16 protein-coding genes are annotated in these 16204 nt (G+C 60.8%); 6 read left to right on the top strand and 10 right to left on the bottom strand.

The genetic code is table 11. From position 1 onward, the window contains the following. Positions 1-21: 21 nt before the first annotated feature. From mdoH to INHI_RS0109650, 10 genes are all read right to left on the bottom strand, one after another. Positions 22-1932 carry a glucans biosynthesis glucosyltransferase MdoH gene (gene mdoH / locus INHI_RS0109695; RefSeq protein WP_027247523.1) on the bottom strand — a complete coding sequence of 637 codons (1911 nt, stop codon included), beginning with the start codon at positions 1930-1932 and terminating at the stop codon, positions 22-24. Continuing rightward, complete coding sequence (locus INHI_RS0109690) at positions 1929-3452, bottom strand: OpgD/OpgG family glucan biosynthesis protein (RefSeq protein WP_027247522.1); 1524 nt, start codon at positions 3450-3452, stop codon at positions 1929-1931. The genes mdoH and INHI_RS0109690 overlap by 4 nt, the downstream gene beginning before the upstream one ends. After that, on the bottom strand, positions 3449-4720 hold the full coding sequence (locus INHI_RS0109685; protein ID WP_027247521.1) for an OpgC family protein: 1272 nt from the start codon (positions 4718-4720) through the stop codon (positions 3449-3451). Before INHI_RS0109685 ends, INHI_RS0109690 begins: the two co-directional genes overlap by 4 nt. A 23-nt stretch (positions 4721-4743) precedes the next feature. Then, entirely contained in the window at positions 4744-6108 is a 1365-nt protein-coding gene (locus INHI_RS0109680) for a tetratricopeptide repeat protein (RefSeq protein ID WP_027247520.1), read from the bottom strand. 374 nt (positions 6109-6482) lie between these two features. Next, complete coding sequence (locus INHI_RS0109675; RefSeq protein WP_027247519.1) at positions 6483-7703, bottom strand: CaiB/BaiF CoA transferase family protein; 1221 nt, start codon at positions 7701-7703, stop codon at positions 6483-6485. Then, positions 7690-9348 (bottom strand): thiamine pyrophosphate-binding protein, encoded by a 1659-nt coding sequence (locus INHI_RS0109670; protein WP_027247518.1) that lies wholly within the window; start codon positions 9346-9348, stop codon positions 7690-7692. Before INHI_RS0109670 ends, INHI_RS0109675 begins: the two co-directional genes overlap by 14 nt. 81 nt (positions 9349-9429) lie before the next feature. After that, positions 9430-9969 carry a DUF302 domain-containing protein gene (locus tag INHI_RS0109665; RefSeq protein ID WP_027247517.1) on the bottom strand — a complete coding sequence of 180 codons (540 nt, stop codon included), beginning with the start codon at positions 9967-9969 and terminating at the stop codon, positions 9430-9432. A 103-nt stretch (positions 9970-10072) separates the two neighbouring features. Next, the gene (locus INHI_RS0109660) at positions 10073-11143 is read right to left on the bottom strand and encodes a YeeE/YedE family protein (protein ID WP_036767001.1); all 1071 of its coding nucleotides are present in this window, start codon (positions 11141-11143) and stop codon (positions 10073-10075) included. Between the two features lie 88 nt (positions 11144-11231). Further along, positions 11232-11567, bottom strand: coding sequence for an ArsR/SmtB family transcription factor (locus INHI_RS0109655; protein ID WP_027247515.1), 336 nt, complete (start codon positions 11565-11567; stop codon positions 11232-11234). Between the two features lie 19 nt (positions 11568-11586). Beyond that, positions 11587-12054, bottom strand: coding sequence for a thioredoxin fold domain-containing protein (locus tag INHI_RS0109650; RefSeq protein WP_027247514.1), 468 nt, complete (start codon positions 12052-12054; stop codon positions 11587-11589). A gap of 248 nt (positions 12055-12302) precedes the next feature. Between INHI_RS0109650 and INHI_RS0109645 the strand changes: the two genes are divergently transcribed. The 6 genes from INHI_RS0109645 (at position 12303) to soxA (ending at position 16109) form a co-directional block, all read left to right on the top strand. After that, positions 12303-13040 (top strand): cytochrome c biogenesis CcdA family protein, encoded by a 738-nt coding sequence (locus tag INHI_RS0109645; RefSeq protein WP_027247513.1) that lies wholly within the window; start codon positions 12303-12305, stop codon positions 13038-13040. 48 nt (positions 13041-13088) lie between these two features. Continuing rightward, positions 13089-13664, top strand: coding sequence for a thioredoxin family protein (locus INHI_RS0109640; RefSeq protein WP_014879748.1), 576 nt, complete (start codon positions 13089-13091; stop codon positions 13662-13664). A 197-nt stretch (positions 13665-13861) separates the two neighbouring features. Then, positions 13862-14338 carry a sulfur oxidation c-type cytochrome SoxX gene (gene soxX, locus INHI_RS0109635; RefSeq protein ID WP_027247512.1) on the top strand — a complete coding sequence of 159 codons (477 nt, stop codon included), beginning with the start codon at positions 13862-13864 and terminating at the stop codon, positions 14336-14338. 50 nt (positions 14339-14388) lie between these two features. Next, entirely contained in the window at positions 14389-14805 is a 417-nt protein-coding gene (gene soxY / locus INHI_RS0109630; RefSeq protein ID WP_014879750.1) for a thiosulfate oxidation carrier protein SoxY, read from the top strand. Positions 14806-14854: 49 nt separating this feature from the next. Further along, positions 14855-15184, top strand: coding sequence for a thiosulfate oxidation carrier complex protein SoxZ (gene soxZ, locus INHI_RS0109625; protein WP_014879751.1), 330 nt, complete (start codon positions 14855-14857; stop codon positions 15182-15184). Positions 15185-15257: 73 nt separating this feature from the next. Then, positions 15258-16109, top strand: a complete 852-nt coding sequence (gene soxA / locus INHI_RS0109620) for a sulfur oxidation c-type cytochrome SoxA (RefSeq protein ID WP_014879752.1) — start codon at positions 15258-15260, stop codon at positions 16107-16109. The last annotated feature ends 95 nt before the right edge of the window (positions 16110-16204 follow it).

Below are 16204 nucleotides of genomic sequence, written 5' to 3'. Positions count from 1 at the left end.
TTTTATACAATTTTGACGTTTTTACTTGGCCGCGGCGCGGTGGGTCGGCACGGTCTCAAGTGCCAAGCGCAGCCGATCGCGCCGGGCGCGGGCGATCCGCGTGATCCGCGGTTCCTTATGGACTTCACGCGTTGCCAGAAGGGCCTTGGCAAAGCGCTGCAGCGGCACACCTGAGAGCGCCGACAGAGGCACCGCCAGTACCAGTGACAGTGCAATAGGCAGCAGCCAGACAGAGACCACACCCGCCAGAATACCGCTCCAGAGGGCAACCCCGCTGACAGTTTCTAGCGCATGGCACGTCATCAGGGTGCGCCAAGAGTATCTGCCGCCGTCCCGCGCTTGGGGCGACCAACCTTTTTGCAGGCCAAAGGTTGTACGCAGCACGGCAATCATCTGCTGTACCATCAGGATCGGCGCATAAAGGATCGCAAGCAGGATCTCCACCAGCAGCGACAGGGCAAAGGGGCCTGCGCCGCCATATTCTGAGAACCGGCTGCCGGTCATAGGCAGGGCAGCAACAGCCAGCAGCTTGGGCGCCAGCAACATGGCATAGATCAGCAGGATCACCAGCACATGGCGCGGCTCCGACATATCTGGCCAGGATGGCATCAGCGGATTGGTTTCGCTGAAGTAGGTGAGGACAGAGGCCTCTTCGCCACGTCCGATCAGCGCCCAGATCACCAGCAGGGCGAACCAGACCGGCGCCATCAGATAGCCGATGGCCCCGTGTAGCAGGTGAAACCGCGACAGTGCTCGAAAGCCCTTGGCATTCAGGAGGTTCAGATGTTGCAAGTTGCCCTGGCACCAGCGCCGGTCACGCAGCACGTGATCGATCAGCGTTTGCGGTGTTTCCTCGTAGGAGCCGCGGATACGCGGCAGGAACTGGACACTCCAGCCTGCCCGGCGCAGCAGGCCTGCCTCGACGAAGTCATGGCTCATGATCAGCTTCTCACCCCCAAAGGCCGAGCGCAGCGGCGGCAGCCCTGCACAGGCGGCAAAGGCGCGGGTGCGGATGATCGCGTTATGGCCCCAATAGTTACCCTCGTGCCCGGCCCAGCGGGCCAGCCCTTCGGCAAGTGCCAGGCCGTAGACCCCATTGGCAAATTGCTGCATCCGGCCAAAGACGGACTGTGCGCCGATCAGCTGGGGGTAGCTCTGAATGAGGCCCGCGCCGGGATCGCGTGCCAACGCATCGGCCAGATGGGCGATGGCGCGTCCTGTCATCAGGCTATCGGCATCCAGCACCAGCATGGCGTCCCAACCCGCGCCCCAGCGGCGCACCCAATCGGCGATATTGCCAACCTTGCGACCGGCGTTGTCCGCACGGCGGCGATAGTAGAGCTGGGTTCCGACAGGCAACATCGCACGCAGAGCTTCGACGCTGGCGCGTTCCTGCGCTGCAATGGCGTCATCGCGGGTGTCGGACAGAATGAACATCGCATAATCATGAACACCGCCACGGGCGTGCAGCTCTTCCAGCATCGACTGGGCATTGCCCAGCACATACCATGGAACCTCATTATAGATCGGCATCAGCAGCGCGACCTTCATCCGCTGTGGGCGACCCCGACCCAGCGCGCGCGGCCGTTGCGCAAGCCCCCAGAGGCCAAGCAACACAGTCGAGACCGAGAAGCAGATCCAGAAAAAGTTGAAGGAAATCAGCACCAGAAGCGCGACTTCCAGCATCGAAAACCCATCGGCAGCAAACCAGTCCTTCATCCCCCAGGTCAGCAAACCGGTCGCCGCCATCGCCGGGGAAAAGGCCAGCACCCGCCAGAGCGCGACTTGCCCTTGGGTTGCCTCGCCTGTCTGTGCGGATGTGGTTGCCCGGTCACCACGTGCGGGGCAGGCCTGATCCTGAAAATGGGCGCCGAAATTCTGCTCCGGCATTGCCAGTGGCTGTTCCGGAGGGGTCAGCGAAAAATTGGTCATTTGGTCCACCGATAAAGCCAGACTTCCGATGCGGGCTGACTGTCCTTGCGCAACTCGGCGCGCAGTTCAACATGATCGCGTTCGCCCGGGTCAAAGGCAAACGCCAACCGCAGACCACCGGTTTCCGGGTTTTCCTGCAATACGCCTTCGGTCGGGGTGACATGGGGGGAGGTGATATGCGCCTGAAGATCATCCACACCGCCCGCAAACATCGGATGAGCGGCAAAATCAATGGTCATGATGCGACCGGGATCACCGAAGATCCGCGCACCAGCAGCCGTATTGATCACCTGTGGGATCGGCAGTTCCGGGCCATCGCCCCAGGTCAGGCGATAGTCGATATTGATTTCGGAACCGGGCGCGTAACTCTCGCGTGGGCGCCAATAGGCCACGATATTATCGTAGATTTCCTTGTCTGCCGGAATTTCCACCAATGTGACCGCGCCCTTGCCCCAATCGCCCTTCGGTTCCACCCAGAGCGCCGGGCGCTGGTGATAATGGGCCTCCAGATCCTCGTAGTCCGACAGCAGCCTCGGCCGTTGCATGAGGCCAAAGCCACGCGGATTTTCATCGACAAAGGAGGACAGTTGCAGCGTCTTCGGGTTGGCCAGCGGTCGCCACAGGGTTTCCCCATTGCCGTTGATCACCAGCAACCCGTCGCTGTCATGGACTGCGGGGCGGAAATCATCAAAACGGTTGCGGTTGGTCTGATCAAAGAGGAACATCGACGTGAGCGGACCAAGCCCGATATTGTCCAGTTCTTCGCGGGCAAAAAGCCGCGCCTCGACGTCCATCACGGTGTTCTGGCCGGGCAGGATATCGAACCGGTAGGCGCCGGTCACCGAAGGTGAATCCATAAGCGCATGGACCACCATATTCTTCTGTCCGGGCACTGGCGCTTCGAGCCAGAACGATATGAATTCAGGAAATTCTTCCCCCTTCGCGGTGGCCGTGTTCACGGCCAGCCCCCGCGCTGAGAGCCCGTAGGTATGGGCCGCCCCGATGGCGCGGAAATAGCTCGCCCCCTGGAACACGCAGAATTCGGTTTTCTTGCCGGGTTCCTTCAGATCAGTGCGCAAGCGAAAGCCGGAATAGCCAAGGCTGTCGTCAACGCTGAGATCAGGCGCCTTATCCGTTTTGTCAAACAGCGACAGATCAAAGGCCACGGGCTGTGCCAGACCATTTTCGACGGTGAAAATCTCTACCGGGCGGGGGAAGTAGAGGCCCGGCAGGAAGAAATCGACATTGTAGCTGCGCGGGGTTTTGGACCAGAGCGCGTCACGGCTGCGGAACCAACGGGTCTGGTAGTCCTCGTAGCTTTGCTCCTGCCAGTCCTGTGGAACGCTGGCGCGGGGCGCGTAGGGGGCGGCGGCCAGTTCGCGGGCAAGGGATACCACCGTCTCGCGCGAGAATGCAGGGCCACCGGTCGCCAATGCAGGCGATGTCAGCGCCCCAAGCGCAAACGGCGCGGTGCTGGCCAAGGCCGTTGCCAGAAAGGTGCGTCGCGAAAATGCTCTCATCTCTTGGTTTTCCATGGATGCGATTTGAACCAGGCAGCGATATAGGCGCAGCCAATGATCAGGCCAAACCCTGTGAGGTTAAAAAATGCGGTTGTCAGGATGGACCGGTCCGTCAGGTCCATGGCAAAGCCAAGCAGCCGTGCCAGTGCCATCGAAAAGACAAAGACCGCAAGCGATTGCTGACCGACCTTGGTGATCAGCGACAGGAGCACAGCCCAGACCCGGGCCACTGTTGACTGGCCGGATGCAATCAGGCGCCGACCACCTTCACCTGCGATCACCCAGCCGAGATAGGCCAGTGACAGGAAATGCCCAAAGCGCAGCAGGCCAAAGTCGGTTTTCTCCCGCCATTCTGCTGTCTGTTTCCAGGTGGGACGGATGAGGTCGGCAAGATCCGGGCTCCAGGCTTCAACCCAGAGAAAGACCTTCCATGAACCAAACGGGGCCAGCAGGACAAGGTAAGCCGCGGCCACGACTATCAGCACGCGGGAGACAGGCGGAGCGGGGAGCCAGCCTTTCATGAAGGCAAAGCCGGTGAAGAACAAAAGCTGCCATCCAAAGGGGTTGAAGAACCATTCGCGGCTGGACCAGGGTTCAGCGGAGAGCGACAGCCCGTTCGGCCCAAGGCCGATCATATAGGGATTGGCCAGCAGCCAGATCCCGACTGAGGCCGAAGCCACGGCCCAGATCCCGATACGCTCCAGCCCCATCATTAGTGGCATTAGCGCCAGCACCACCAGATACATTGGCAAGATATCGAAATAGTTCGGCACATAGCTGAGAGTCATCAGCCCGACCAGCTGCGGCACCGGGTTTTCAAAGAACGGGCGCAGATTGAGTGAGGCGATATAGCTCTTGTCAAAGCTGCCATAGAGATCCAGCGCAGCCATGGTGGTCGCGATAAACACAAACAGCCCGATGTGGGCCCAGAACACCTGCCAGCAACGAAACAGAACCCGCGCACTGCCCATGAGCCAGCCCTGACGGCCGAAGGTGCCACCAAAGGCGATGGCCGAGGCCATGCCGGAACAGAAGACAAAGATCTCTGTTGCGTCGGAGAAGCCAAACCGCGCCGGGATCCATCCGGTCCAGCGGTTGCCGGGGATATGGGCGCAGAGGATGATGAACATCGCAATGCCCCGGTAGAAATCCAGACGTGGATCACGGGGTGCACGCGGCTGCACATCCGATTGCGGAGCAACCGGGCGATTGGCCACTGGTGTGGTCTCGGTGCCCTTGGCACCGGGAAAGGGCGAGATGGTCGCCATAGGCTGTTGTGTCCTTACTTCGGTTACTCTGCCGGGACGCTTCGTGCGCCTGGCGCACCACGTCCGGCAGTAATCAGGGCGCGGCGCGCCTGGGCATAGCTGTCTTCAGCGCCGCCTCGCTGGGCCCGCCGTTCATTGAGGATGGCCTCCACCGCATCCAGACGCCCCGCCCGGAGGCCTGCATCAATGGTTACGCGTTCAAAGACATCCCGCTGGGCATGACTGCCACCGGCCAGTTGCAGCGAACTGCGACCCGTCGCCAGATAACCGAAGGCCTCGCTGTAGTTGCCTTCGCCAAACGCCTCCAGCCCCAGTGCCAGACCACATCCGGGCGTCGCCATACGGGCATCGCTCTCACTTGCGCCGCGACGGGCGTCGGCATGAATACGTTGCACCAGCTGGCCGGCCTCAAGTTTGCGGTCATCACCAACCAGCGCCAGCAGATAATGCAGGTCAGCAAAGATCAGACAGCCATCCTCGGTTCTGTTAGCACAAAGCTCGGCCAATTCTTCCCAGCGATCGCCAATGGCCACGCCCTCCAATTCCAGCCGCATCAGCAGTGAGGTGGCGTTGGAGATGTCGCGGTAATCATCCGTTTTGTCTTTGCGAATTTCATGATCATAGAGCGCCAGAACCTGTTCGGTTTGACCCTGATCCAAGTGCATGAGTGCTTTGTGCCACCAGACATGGTAGCGGAAATTGTTGCAATGCGCCCAGGCCTCCTCGCGACCGGTGAGCCAGTCCAGCCCCGCGCGCGAATTGCCTGTCATGTCATGCACATGGGCCACGGCATGCAGTCCCCAGGCATCGTCCGGCGCCATCCAGAGCGCCTGCCGCCCGGTGGCGTCCGCCAGATCATAGGCCCCGGTTTCCTCAAGTGAGAAGGCATGACACCCCAATAGGTAGCCCCGCCCGGCATGATCGGGTGAGTAGGCGGGCAATACCCGCTCAATAGACCGACGCATGCCCGCGCTGTCGCCCAGAATAAAGCGGATCGCATGGCTTAATTTCATCGCCAGCGCATCTTCCGGATGGTTGCGCAGCACCGTCTCCATCTCGGCAATCGCAGCGGAGGGGCGTCCCTCCAGCCAAGCGCCGAGCGCGGAAATGTAGTGACGTTCACGCGGGAGGGCGCCATCTTCAGCGGCTTTGGCAGCGGCATAGGCGTCGTGCGCGGCCTGCATCAGCTCCGCCCGGCCCAGCAGCAGTACGAACATGCCCTTGGCGGCCTGTGCCAGTGCAAACTCAGGAGCGGCTTCCAGCAGGGCGCCGAGATGCGTTGGCGCTGCAGCTGCATGCGACAGAACCCCCATCTGTACGGCGTTCCAGTTCTCAAGAGCTGCGGCATCTGTCAGGCTGGTGTCCTGGCCAAAAATATCTTGCATCATCGTTTGTCCGATCCGTGTCAAAAACGAAAGCAGAGGCGCTTTGTCGTCGAGCCTAAAGCACGCTATCGCGTCTCGCGATGCCCGCTCGCGGTTTGGTGAAGTGGCGTGTGCAATCTCGCGGGAATAGGGAGCCAACCCTGTCGATTGGCAGCGATTTCCCGCATTTTTGCCTGTCTGGCAAGCCCGTGTTGCCCGACTTTGGCCGAAGACCGCCAGTTTCTGTAACACTCGGCCAGATCCTGCCGGTCGCAGATCGCAAATGGGACTGTTTTCTGCGGTTTCTTAAGGGGATAGGAGCGGCGGTCACTGCGAATCCGCCCACGTCGACGCGGGCGGATCAAGGGTGGAGGGGGGCTGCGCCACCGCTACAAGGGTCAGCGGCTCTCTTCGGCAAAGGGGTCCGCTGCGGTTGCAAGAAGATCGGTGCTGTCCCCGCAGGTTGGTGGCGCGTGACGATAGGTGACCGGCGTGCGCGAGAATTTCAGCGGGTTGCCCAGCAGCCTGACAGGCCCGGCGGCAGAGGTCATCTCAATTGTCATCTCGCGGGCCGCGACCTGATCAGTGGCAAAAACCTGATCCAGTGTTTGCACCGGTCCCGCTGGTACCTTGCGGGCCTCCATCGCGGCGATCACCGCGTCGGTGCTGTATTGGCGCAGGGCGGGCACCAGAATATCGGCCAGCGCATCGCGGTTCTGCAAGCGTGCCGGATTGGTGGCAAAACGCGGATCCCGCGCCAGCCCGTCAAGCGCGAGAAAGGACAGGAACCGGCCAAATTGCGCGTCATTGCCCACCGCCAGAATTACATGACCATCGGAGGTTTCATAGAGCCCATACGGCACGATGCTCGGATGTTCATTGCCGCGTCGTTTCGGGGCTGTCCCTGTATTGAGCGTCGCGACACCTTCGTTGATCAACCAGGCGATCTGCGCATCAACAAGCGCGATATCAACCTGCTGGCCCTCACCGGTTTGTTCCTTGTGGCGCAGGGCAGCTAATATGCCGACGCAGGCGTACATGCCGCACATGACATCGGCAATGCCGACCCCCACCTTAATCGGCCGCCCGTCCGGTTCACCCGTCAGCGACATGATTCCGCCGTAGCCCTGCGCCATCAGATCATAGCCGGGCTTCTGCGCGTTGGGGCCCGTCTGCCCGTAACCTGAAATTGACCCATAGACGAGATGTGGAAACTCAGCATGCAGGCTATCGTAGTCGAGCCCGTATTTGGCGAGCCCGCCGGGTTTGAAGTTCTCCAGCAGGATATCGGCATCGGCGGCGAGGCGGCGGATCACCTGCTGTCCCTCGACGGTGGAGATATCCACTTCGACGGAGCGCTTGTTGCGGTTTGCGGCCATGAAATAGGCCGAGAGATCGGATTGCTGACCCTCGGCATCGATCACATAGGGAGGTCCCCATTGGCGCGTGTCATCGCCGCCGCTCTGCGGATTTTCCACCTTCAGCACGCTGGCACCCAGATCCCCCAGCATCTGGGTGCAGGTTGGCCCGGCCAGAATGCGGGAGAGGTCCAGCACCTTGATACCTGTGAGGGGGCCGTGGGGCAGTTTACCCTCTGCGGTGGGATCAGATGAGCCCATCATAGGCCTCCCGGTCAAATTCTGCGGCAATAACGGTGAAACGTTCGGCCGGCTGTGCCTCACTCAGGGCGGCACGCAGGCTGGCGCGGTCACGAACGCGCACACCGTTGCCACCAAAGGCACGGCCTATAGCGGCAAAATCATGAAGGCCAAAATCAACACCGGCGTTGTCCAGTCGGCGCTGGCGTTGTTTCAGGTCTATCAGCGCCAGACTTGCATCGACAAACACCACGAAAATCGGCGCCACACCCAGTTCCGCCGCAGTTGACAACTCCCCCGCGACCATGAGGAAACCGGCATCGCCGGAGAAGCTGACGACCGTGCGCTGAGGCTCGGCCAGCTTGCGGCCAATGGCCATCGGCACCGCGCAGCCCATGGTACAAAGGCCCGAGGATTGGATCAGCGCGCGAGGTTCATAGCAGTGCCACATCTGCGAAAGCAAAATCCGATGTGCGCCGCTGTCAGCCGTGGCGAGCGTGTCAGCGGGCAGGGTGGCCTGACATTCTGCGATGATCGCGGCGGGACCCCAGTCGGCATCTGCTGCAAATGCCGCAGCTAGGGCGTCGCGGGCCGCTTCCGGCTGTCCGTCAGGCCAGTGCGCGTTTCCTTGGGGCGCATCATCAGCAAGCTGCGCGCCGACGGTCAGTGCGCGCAGGCTGGGAGCGAGGCCTGCCACAACAGTCAGGCTGGCGGCGTGCATGTAATGTGTGTTGTCTTCTGCGCAGATGTCGATCACCCGCTGGCTGCTGCAATCCCACGCATTGCGCCATCCGGGGCGCATTTCAATCGGGTCATACCCCAGCGCCAGGATCAGATCGGCTTCGCGCAGCAGCGGCAGCAGGTGGCGATCCGCAAGAGGCGACAGCCCGGCACCACCAAGGCAAAGCGGATGATCCTCTGGCAGGATGCCTTTGGCCTTGTAGCTGGTCACAAAAGGGATCTGGTAATGTTCAAGAAAGGCGCGCAGGCTTGCCCCGGCATCTTCGGCAACCGCATCGAGACCGACCACCGCAAGGGGGCGGTCTGCCTCTGCCAGCCACGCGCGCGCCTGCGCGAGGTCTGCGGGCTGGGGCTGCGTGGCTCTGGCAGGCGCGAGGTACGGACGGTGAGGGCGGGCAGGGGCATCGGCGACAGAAATCGGCACGTCGATATGCACAGGGCCATTGCGTGGCTGGGTTGCGATCCGCAGAGCCTTGTCAGCAATCACACCGGCAGCCTCGGCATTAAGGCGATAGGTGGCCTTGGTGATTGGGGCGAACACCGCCTGATGGTCCAGCACCTGATGGGTATAGGTCGCAGCTTCAGCCGCATCTACGCAGCCCGTCAGCACCAGCATCGGGACGCGGTCCTGATGGGCATTGGCCACCACATTCACCCCGTTCAGCGCGCCGGGGCCCAGTGTTGCCACCAGAATGACCGGCGCGCCATCGCTGTGATACACACCTTCGCCCATGAAGCCGGCGCTGTTTTCATGCTTGGCAAGGTGAAAGGTGATGCCCGCCTTGGTCAGCGCATCAACAAGGGTAAGAACCTCACCGCCCGGCATGCCAAAGGCGTGTCGACATCCCGCCGCATATAGCCGCTGTGCCAGTACATCCGCGGCACGCAGTGGGTCCGCAGCAGCTGCGGAATTGGTCTCAGTCATGAAATCTGCCCTTCGTGAACATGTCCCGCCAAATTGCCGGAACCGGACAAGGTTGCAAGCCTCCTCACGGGGGTGTGAGCGTCAAGGTGCCGATTGCACAGCGTTTTGCGCAATAGCATCAAGATGTTGGTCCAACTCTATTGCGATATCTGCGAGCTCTTGTCCGCCGTCTGCCAGGTAGGGGGCAAAGACATGCTGCGCGGTTTTATAAGACAGGGTGGCGTCACCGTTTTCATCTTCGGTCACATAAAGACGGATCGGTGCCTCGATCATCGCGGCGATGGAGCGGCGCAGAATCCGAACAGCGTAGTCATTGTTGAACACACCGATCACCCTATTGCCGGGAATGGTGATGCCGCGTGCGGCAGCGGCCTTGGTCGGACCTGCTTGGGTGACGACCACCAGGCCTTGCGCCTTGGTGGCTGTGATCACGTCGCGGATCAGCTGCGCATAAGGCTTGGTGGTCGGATGCACAGCCCAGCCGGGTCGGCTGCTCAGCGGGCCTGCTGCGGCGGCAGCCGCCTGCAGCAGTGCGAAGCCTATCAGTATCAAGACGGCAGCGAAGCTTGGCAGGGATATCCTGTGATGCTGGGTCAGATGGATTTGCAGATGTTGAACCATTGCCGTGTGCTCCTTTGATTGCCGACAGACTATGGTGTCTGCGAGGCGTCCTCGTGGTCACATTGTCGTGGGTTAGCGATCTGATCCGAAGCTTGGCGGCGGTTCAGGCCGCGCGGCGAAACCCGGTGATCAGCTGGCGCAGCCCCAATGCAGCCCCGGCAAAGATCGAAAGGAAGGTCACCGGCGCCGACAGTGACAGCAGTGAAAATGCGCTCAGCCCCTGGCCAATAGTGCAGCCCATGGCCAGCACGGCGCCTGTCCCCATTATTGCGGCACCGATGATCTGGCGGCGCAACTCCCGGGGGTCATCGCAGGCCTCCCAGCGGAAATGGCCTTTGATCAGCGAACCGATAAAGGCCCCGAGCCAGACGCCGCTGACCGAGCCGACAGCAAAGCTGATCGGGCGCAGGCTGCCGGTCATGGTCCACATGATGGTTTCGCCCAGAGGTGCGGAAAACGAATGCGAGACCACTGGCACCGCGTCAAAACCGGTGCGCGCGATATAGCTGCTGCCCGCCCAGCCGCTGACGATGGCAATCGCCACCAGCGCCGCCCAGCCGATGGCGGCAGGGGCCTCGCGCACCTCCCGGCCCAAGATGGAAAACAGCAGGATGGCCCCACCAATGGCAAAGCCAATGGGCGTGATTGCCAGCCCGAGCTGATCGCCCAGATGATGAGCAATTCCCGCAGGCAGGTCGTCCGTGATGGGATCCTGAAAGAAGATCAGGTTGCGGAAGGGGGCGAGGGGGCCTGACAACGCAACAAAGGTGGACACCCCCATCACAAGAACAATGACAAAGCTGCGCAGATCACCGCCGCCGAGCCGTGCAATGGCGCCATATCCACACATTCCGCTGAGCGCCATCCCATAGCCAAAGAGCAGCCCGCCCGTAATTGAGGCCAGCGGCATCCAGCGGATGGCGAGGTATTGCGACTGCACCGGATCAAACCAGCCCAGAGCAATCAGCCCGAAGCTGCCAAGGATCGCCATACCGATGGCCATGCCCCACATCCGCATACGCAGGGATGAGCCGCCATAGAGCAGGTCCTCAATCGCGCCCAGCGTGCAGAATCGACCTAGCCGCGCAGTCAGCCCCAGAAGCACGCCACCAAACAGCCCCAGAAGGGCGGTCAGATGCGTGTCGCTGAAGAGGTCGGACAGGGCTTCGGGCATCAGAGGCGGGCTCCGCCGGTTTCAGGTCTGCGGGGATGGCCGGACATGACGGCTCCGCAAGAGAAACCGGAATGGCCGGTCGCTGCGGTCAGCCGTCTTTGCAGAACAGCTCATAGACCACTTCGAGAATGCGGCGCGGGCGGTCATCGGCCAGCCGGTAGTAGATGGCCTTGCCCTCACGACGAGGAATGACCAGACCTTCGAGGCGCAGGCGTGACAGCTGCTGTGATACAGCGGCCTGCCGTGCGGACAGCAGTTCTTCCAATTCTGTGACCGATTTCTCACCCGATACCAAATGGCACAGGATCATCAGGCGCCCCTCATGGCTGATGGCCTTCAGAAAATTCGAAGCACGGGTGGCATTGTCCACCATCGTGTCGAGTTCTTCGGGATCCATATCGGCGGAAAACTGTGGCAGGGCCATATCGGTGTTCTCTCCTGGTTCAACCATTGGTGGCCAAGGGGGCGGTGGTCTGGTCGGGGGCGCTGTGCGAGGAGCCTGTCGGCACGAAACCGGCATGTTCCTGCAGTAGCCCGGTGATCAACGGCCAGAAGAAATCCTCTCCCGGATAGCCTTCCAGTCTGGCCATTTCATGCCCGTCTTCAACGATCAAGAAGGTTGGCGTGAATGTGACCCGGCGTGACAGGGTCAGATCCTCCGGCATCGCGCGCAGATCGGCCCGGCGTAGCGGGGCAAAGCGACCTTCGGCGGTTTTGGGATAGATCGGCGCAATCTCGGCGTCCCAGCGCGCGCACCAGGCGCAGCCGGGTTGCTCGACCATCACCAGTTCCGCGGCATCGGCAGTCTTAGCCGAAATGCCCGTAGTCGCCAAAAGGGCCAGCGCCGCCAGGAGGGCACTGGCAGCGCGGCGAATGCGGTGCAGTAGGGATATCAGAGGGGTGAAGGCCATGATTGTTGGGTCTCGATGATAAGCTGTGTGTCCGTGATGCGCTAGTGGCGGGCCAAAGTCGGGCCATTGACGGCCCGGTCTGGTCGGTGTCTATATGTACTACGTAATTTGAATATGTGAATAGTACAAGTTTCACAGAGCAGACTGTGCCCTCAGGACGTCGGCGGGCGCTGCCACCTCTGCCACGCACTCGCGGCAATCACAGTCTGAACAGGTCGAACACATAAGGTCGCAAGGGACCCAAGAACATGCTGGAAATTTCCCTGTTTGGGGCTTTTGTTGCCGGGCTTTTGTCCTTCTTCACCCCCTGCGTACTACCGATGGTGCCGTTTTACCTGTCCTATATGGGCGGACTCTCCATGGCTGAGTTGCGCAATGAAGGCGACATTGCGCCGGGGGCGCAGCGTCGGCTGGTGCTGGCGTCGGTCTGTTTTGCCGCTGGCGTGACCACTGTGTTTGTACTGATGGGCATGGGCGCCACTGCGCTGGGGCAGTTGTTCGGGCAGTATCTTGATATCCTTGCCTATGCGGCGGCGGCCCTGCTGCTGGTGTTTGGTCTGCATTTCCTGGGTGTTGTTCGCATTCCGTTGCTCTACCGCGAGGCCCGCGTCGAAAGTAGCGCCTCGCCTGCCACCTTTGCCGGGGCCTACATGATGGGGCTGGCTTTTGGCTTTGGCTGGACCCCTTGTGTGGGGCCTGCCTTGGCCTCGATCCTGATGATTGCTTCCGGGATGGGGGATATCTGGCGTGGTGGGCTGCTGTTGCTGGTCTATGGCGCGGCGATGACTGCACCTTTTGTGATCGCAGCCCTGTTTGCGCGCCCTTTCCTTGGCTTTGTGGCGCGCCACCGGGCGGCCTTCGCCTGGGTAGAGAAGGGGATGGGGGTCATGTTGATCGTTTTTGCGGTGCTGATCGCGACCGGCAGCGTGCGCTATATTGCCGAAGCGATGATCCGCTGGTTTCCGGCTTTTGCGAGCATTGGCTGACCAGCGGCGCACCGGGCGCCTATTGTAACCTGAACGGGAGGATGAGAGATGAAACGATTGTGGATGGCCGTGCTGTGGCTGCTCTGCGCCGGGCCCGTTGTGGCGGTTGAGCTGGGCGATGATGGCCTGCATAAAACCCCCTGGATGCGTGAGACCTTCAAAGATCTGCGCGAGGATCTGGAGGAGGCCAACGCCGAAGGAAAACGGCTGGTTCTGTTCTTTGAGCAGAGAGGCTGCATCTACTGCACCAAAATGCACGAGGAGGTGTTTCCCAAACCTGAGATCAGCAGCTACATCGCAGACAACTTCTTCGTCGTGCAGCTCAATCTTTATGGGGATGTGGAAGTGACGGATTTCGACGGCGAAACCCTGTCCGAGAAGGATATGGCGCGCAAATGGGGCATCCTGTTTACACCAACCATGATGTTCCTGCCCCAAGAGGTGCCCGAGGTTCCGGCCCCTCAGGCGGCGGTATCCATCATGCCCGGGGCCTTTGGTGTGGGAACCACACTGGACATGTTCACTTGGGTGAAGGAAGAGCGTTATAAGCTTGATAACGGGGAGGATTTTCAGCGGTATCATGCCCGTCGCATCCAAGAGCGCGACAACGGCTCCGCTGATTGAAACGCTGTGTGCCCCGTGCCCGACACGTCAGCCAGTATGCGGGAGCTGCGTTTCACGACCCCTCCATGGTGGGGTACGCGAAACGACATAATAAAATTCAAATTACTGAATTTGATGTTGCGTCGGGCAGGTGAGGTCGCCTAGGGTAACCGCCAGCGAAGCACGCCAAAAGCGCGTGGGAGCCAATGGGAGGAAACATGAAGCAAATATCTCTGACACTGGCAGCCTGTCTGGCCGGGACAGTTGCGTTTGCCGCTGAGATCGCGCCGAAAGACGTCGGCTACGACGAAGATGGCGCCGTTGCCGCATCGCTCAGCGGTGTTGCCGGGGATGCTGCCAGTGGCGCATTGCTGGTTGGCGATAAATCCAAGGGCAATTGCGTGGCCTGCCATCAGGTGACCGCGCTGCCCGATGTGCCATTCCACGGCGAGATCGGCCCTGCGCTTGATGGTGCTGGCAACCGCTGGAGCGAAGCAGAGCTGCGCGGCCTTGTGGCCAATGCCAAGATGACATTCGACGGTACGATGATGCCGGCCTTTTACAAGGTCGACGGCTTCACCCGTCCGGGCGATGCCTACACGGGCGAGGCGGGGACCGAACCGCTGCCGCCCATCTTGACCGCTCAGGAAATCGAAGATGTGGTCGCATTCCTTGCGACCCTGAAAGAAGACTGACGCAAAAGACCGGGATCTTTTTGCGCCATCAACGTCAAAGGAGACATACGATGGAGTTCTCACGTCGCGACACACTTGGTCTTGGCCTTGGGGCCGCTGCTCTGACCATGCTGCCCCTGCGTGTCGTTGCTGCAGCCGAGGATCGGATTGCAGAGTTCACCGGTGGTGCGGAAATGGCCGACAGCGGCCTGACCCTGACCGCGCCGGAAATCGCTGAAAACGGCAATACGGTACCGATCGCGGTCGACGCCCCCGGCGCCACTGCCATCATGATCCTGGCGACCGGTAACCCGACGCCGGGCGTGGCGACTTTCGCCTTTGGCCCGCTGGCTGCCAGCCAGTCCGCCTCCACCCGGATCCGTCTTGCAGGTACGCAGGATATCGTAGCGGTGGCTAGGATGGCCGACGGCAGCTTCGCCAAGGCCAGTTCCACCGTCAAGGTGACCATCGGCGGCTGCGGCGGCTAAGCGCGACCTGTCATACAGGTTCGCCCCATAGATATCAGGAGTTTACGACATGGCATCCGGTGTAAAACCCCGCGTCAAAGTCCCCAAGAAAGCAACCGCAGGCGAAGCGGTGACCATCAAGACGCTGATCAGCCACAAAATGGAAAGTGGTCAGCGCAAAGACAAGGAAGGCAATGTCATTCCACGGTCGATCATCAATCGCTTCACCTGCGAATTCAACGGCGAGAGCGTTGTTGATGTGACCATGGAACCCGCCATTTCCACCAACCCGTATTTCCAGTTTGATGCAACCGTCCCCGAAGCGGGCGATTTCGTCTTCACCTGGTATGACGACGACGGGTCGGTCTACACGGAACAAAAGTCGATTGCGATTGGCTGATCCCTTCCGGATCCATAGGCAAACGCCCTGTCCGGGATACCGGGCGGGACGACCACCCAAGGGAGGAAACAACATGAACAATAAGGCAATCACTGCAATTGCCATGGCGATGGCGCTACCTGTCGCGGCTTTTGCCGAGGCAGATGACGACACGCTGGTCGTCAACGAAGAGATTGAAATGGTCACCAAGACCACCGCACCTGCCCATGTTTCTGATGTGCTGGACGAGGTGATGTCTGGCTGGCATTTCCGCTCGGATGAGACGCAGGCGCTGCAGATGGATGATTTTGACAACCCGGCGATGGTGTTTGTCGATCAGGCGATGGACACCTGGTCCAAGGTTGAGGGCAGTGCGGAGAAATCCTGTGCCTCCTGCCATGACGATGTCGAAGAGAGCATGGCAGGTGTCCGCGCGGTCTACCCCAAGTGGAACGAGGACGCAGGCGAGATCCGCACCCTTGCGATGCAGATCAACGACTGCCGTGAGAACCAGATGGGCGCCGATAAGTGGAAATACACCGGCGGCAAAATGGCGGCTATGGAGGCGCTGATTTCAGTGCAATCGCGTGGCATGCCGGTGAATGTCTCCATCGACGGCCCGGCCCAATCCACTTGGGAGCAGGGCAAGGAACTCTACTACACCCGCACTGGCCAGCTGGAACTCTCTTGCGCCAATTGCCATGAGGATAACTATGGCAACATGATCCGTGCCGACCATCTGAGTCAGGGCCAGATCAATGGCTTCCCGGTCTATCGCTTGAAGAACACCAAGCTGAACACGGCCCATGCGCGGTTCAAAGGCTGTGTGCGCGACACCCGTGCAGAGACTTACAAACCGGGTTCGGCTGAGTTCGTGGCTCTGGAGTTGTATGTCGCGTCGCGTGGCAACGGTCTCTCGGTCGAGGCGCCGTCTGTCCGCAACTGATTTGCGCAGCCCCGTATCAGAAATGGTGCGGGGCGCGTTTCCTCTCGTTTCATTCAAACATGCGAATGTATCGTGTGTCTCAGTAGAAAGATAAC

Origin of the sequence: Phaeobacter inhibens DSM 16374, from assembly GCF_000473105.1 — a bacterium.
Lineage (GTDB): Bacteria > Pseudomonadota > Alphaproteobacteria > Rhodobacterales > Rhodobacteraceae > Phaeobacter > Phaeobacter inhibens.
The sequence above is the reverse complement of the archived record's forward strand: the minus strand, read 5'-3'. Positions and strand labels throughout refer to the sequence as shown.

Excerpts from the sequence above, each read along its gene's own strand:
- mdoH (WP_027247523.1), bottom strand. The coding sequence starts at position 1,932 with ATGACCAATTTTTCGCTGACCCCTCCGGAACAGCCACTGGCAATGCCG.
- INHI_RS0109690 (WP_027247522.1), bottom strand. The coding sequence starts at position 3,452 with ATGAGAGCATTTTCGCGACGCACCTTTCTGGCAACGGCCTTGGCCAGC.
- INHI_RS0109685 (WP_027247521.1), bottom strand. The coding sequence starts at position 4,720 with ATGGCGACCATCTCGCCCTTTCCCGGTGCCAAGGGCACCGAGACCACA.
- INHI_RS0109680 (WP_027247520.1), bottom strand. The coding sequence starts at position 6,108 with ATGATGCAAGATATTTTTGGCCAGGACACCAGCCTGACAGATGCCGCA.
- INHI_RS0109675 (WP_027247519.1), bottom strand. The coding sequence starts at position 7,703 with ATGGGCTCATCTGATCCCACCGCAGAGGGTAAACTGCCCCACGGCCCC.
- INHI_RS0109670 (WP_027247518.1), bottom strand. The coding sequence starts at position 9,348 with ATGACTGAGACCAATTCCGCAGCTGCTGCGGACCCACTGCGTGCCGCG.
- INHI_RS0109665 (WP_027247517.1), bottom strand. The coding sequence starts at position 9,969 with ATGGTTCAACATCTGCAAATCCATCTGACCCAGCATCACAGGATATCC.
- INHI_RS0109660 (WP_036767001.1), bottom strand. The coding sequence starts at position 11,143 with ATGCCCGAAGCCCTGTCCGACCTCTTCAGCGACACGCATCTGACCGCC.
- INHI_RS0109655 (WP_027247515.1), bottom strand. The coding sequence starts at position 11,567 with ATGGCCCTGCCACAGTTTTCCGCCGATATGGATCCCGAAGAACTCGAC.
- INHI_RS0109650 (WP_027247514.1), bottom strand. The coding sequence starts at position 12,054 with ATGGCCTTCACCCCTCTGATATCCCTACTGCACCGCATTCGCCGCGCT.
- INHI_RS0109645 (WP_027247513.1), top strand. The coding sequence starts at position 12,303 with ATGCTGGAAATTTCCCTGTTTGGGGCTTTTGTTGCCGGGCTTTTGTCC.
- INHI_RS0109640 (WP_014879748.1), top strand. The coding sequence starts at position 13,089 with ATGAAACGATTGTGGATGGCCGTGCTGTGGCTGCTCTGCGCCGGGCCC.
- soxX (WP_027247512.1), top strand. The coding sequence starts at position 13,862 with ATGAAGCAAATATCTCTGACACTGGCAGCCTGTCTGGCCGGGACAGTT.
- soxY (WP_014879750.1), top strand. The coding sequence starts at position 14,389 with ATGGAGTTCTCACGTCGCGACACACTTGGTCTTGGCCTTGGGGCCGCT.
- soxZ (WP_014879751.1), top strand. The coding sequence starts at position 14,855 with ATGGCATCCGGTGTAAAACCCCGCGTCAAAGTCCCCAAGAAAGCAACC.
- soxA (WP_014879752.1), top strand. The coding sequence starts at position 15,258 with ATGAACAATAAGGCAATCACTGCAATTGCCATGGCGATGGCGCTACCT.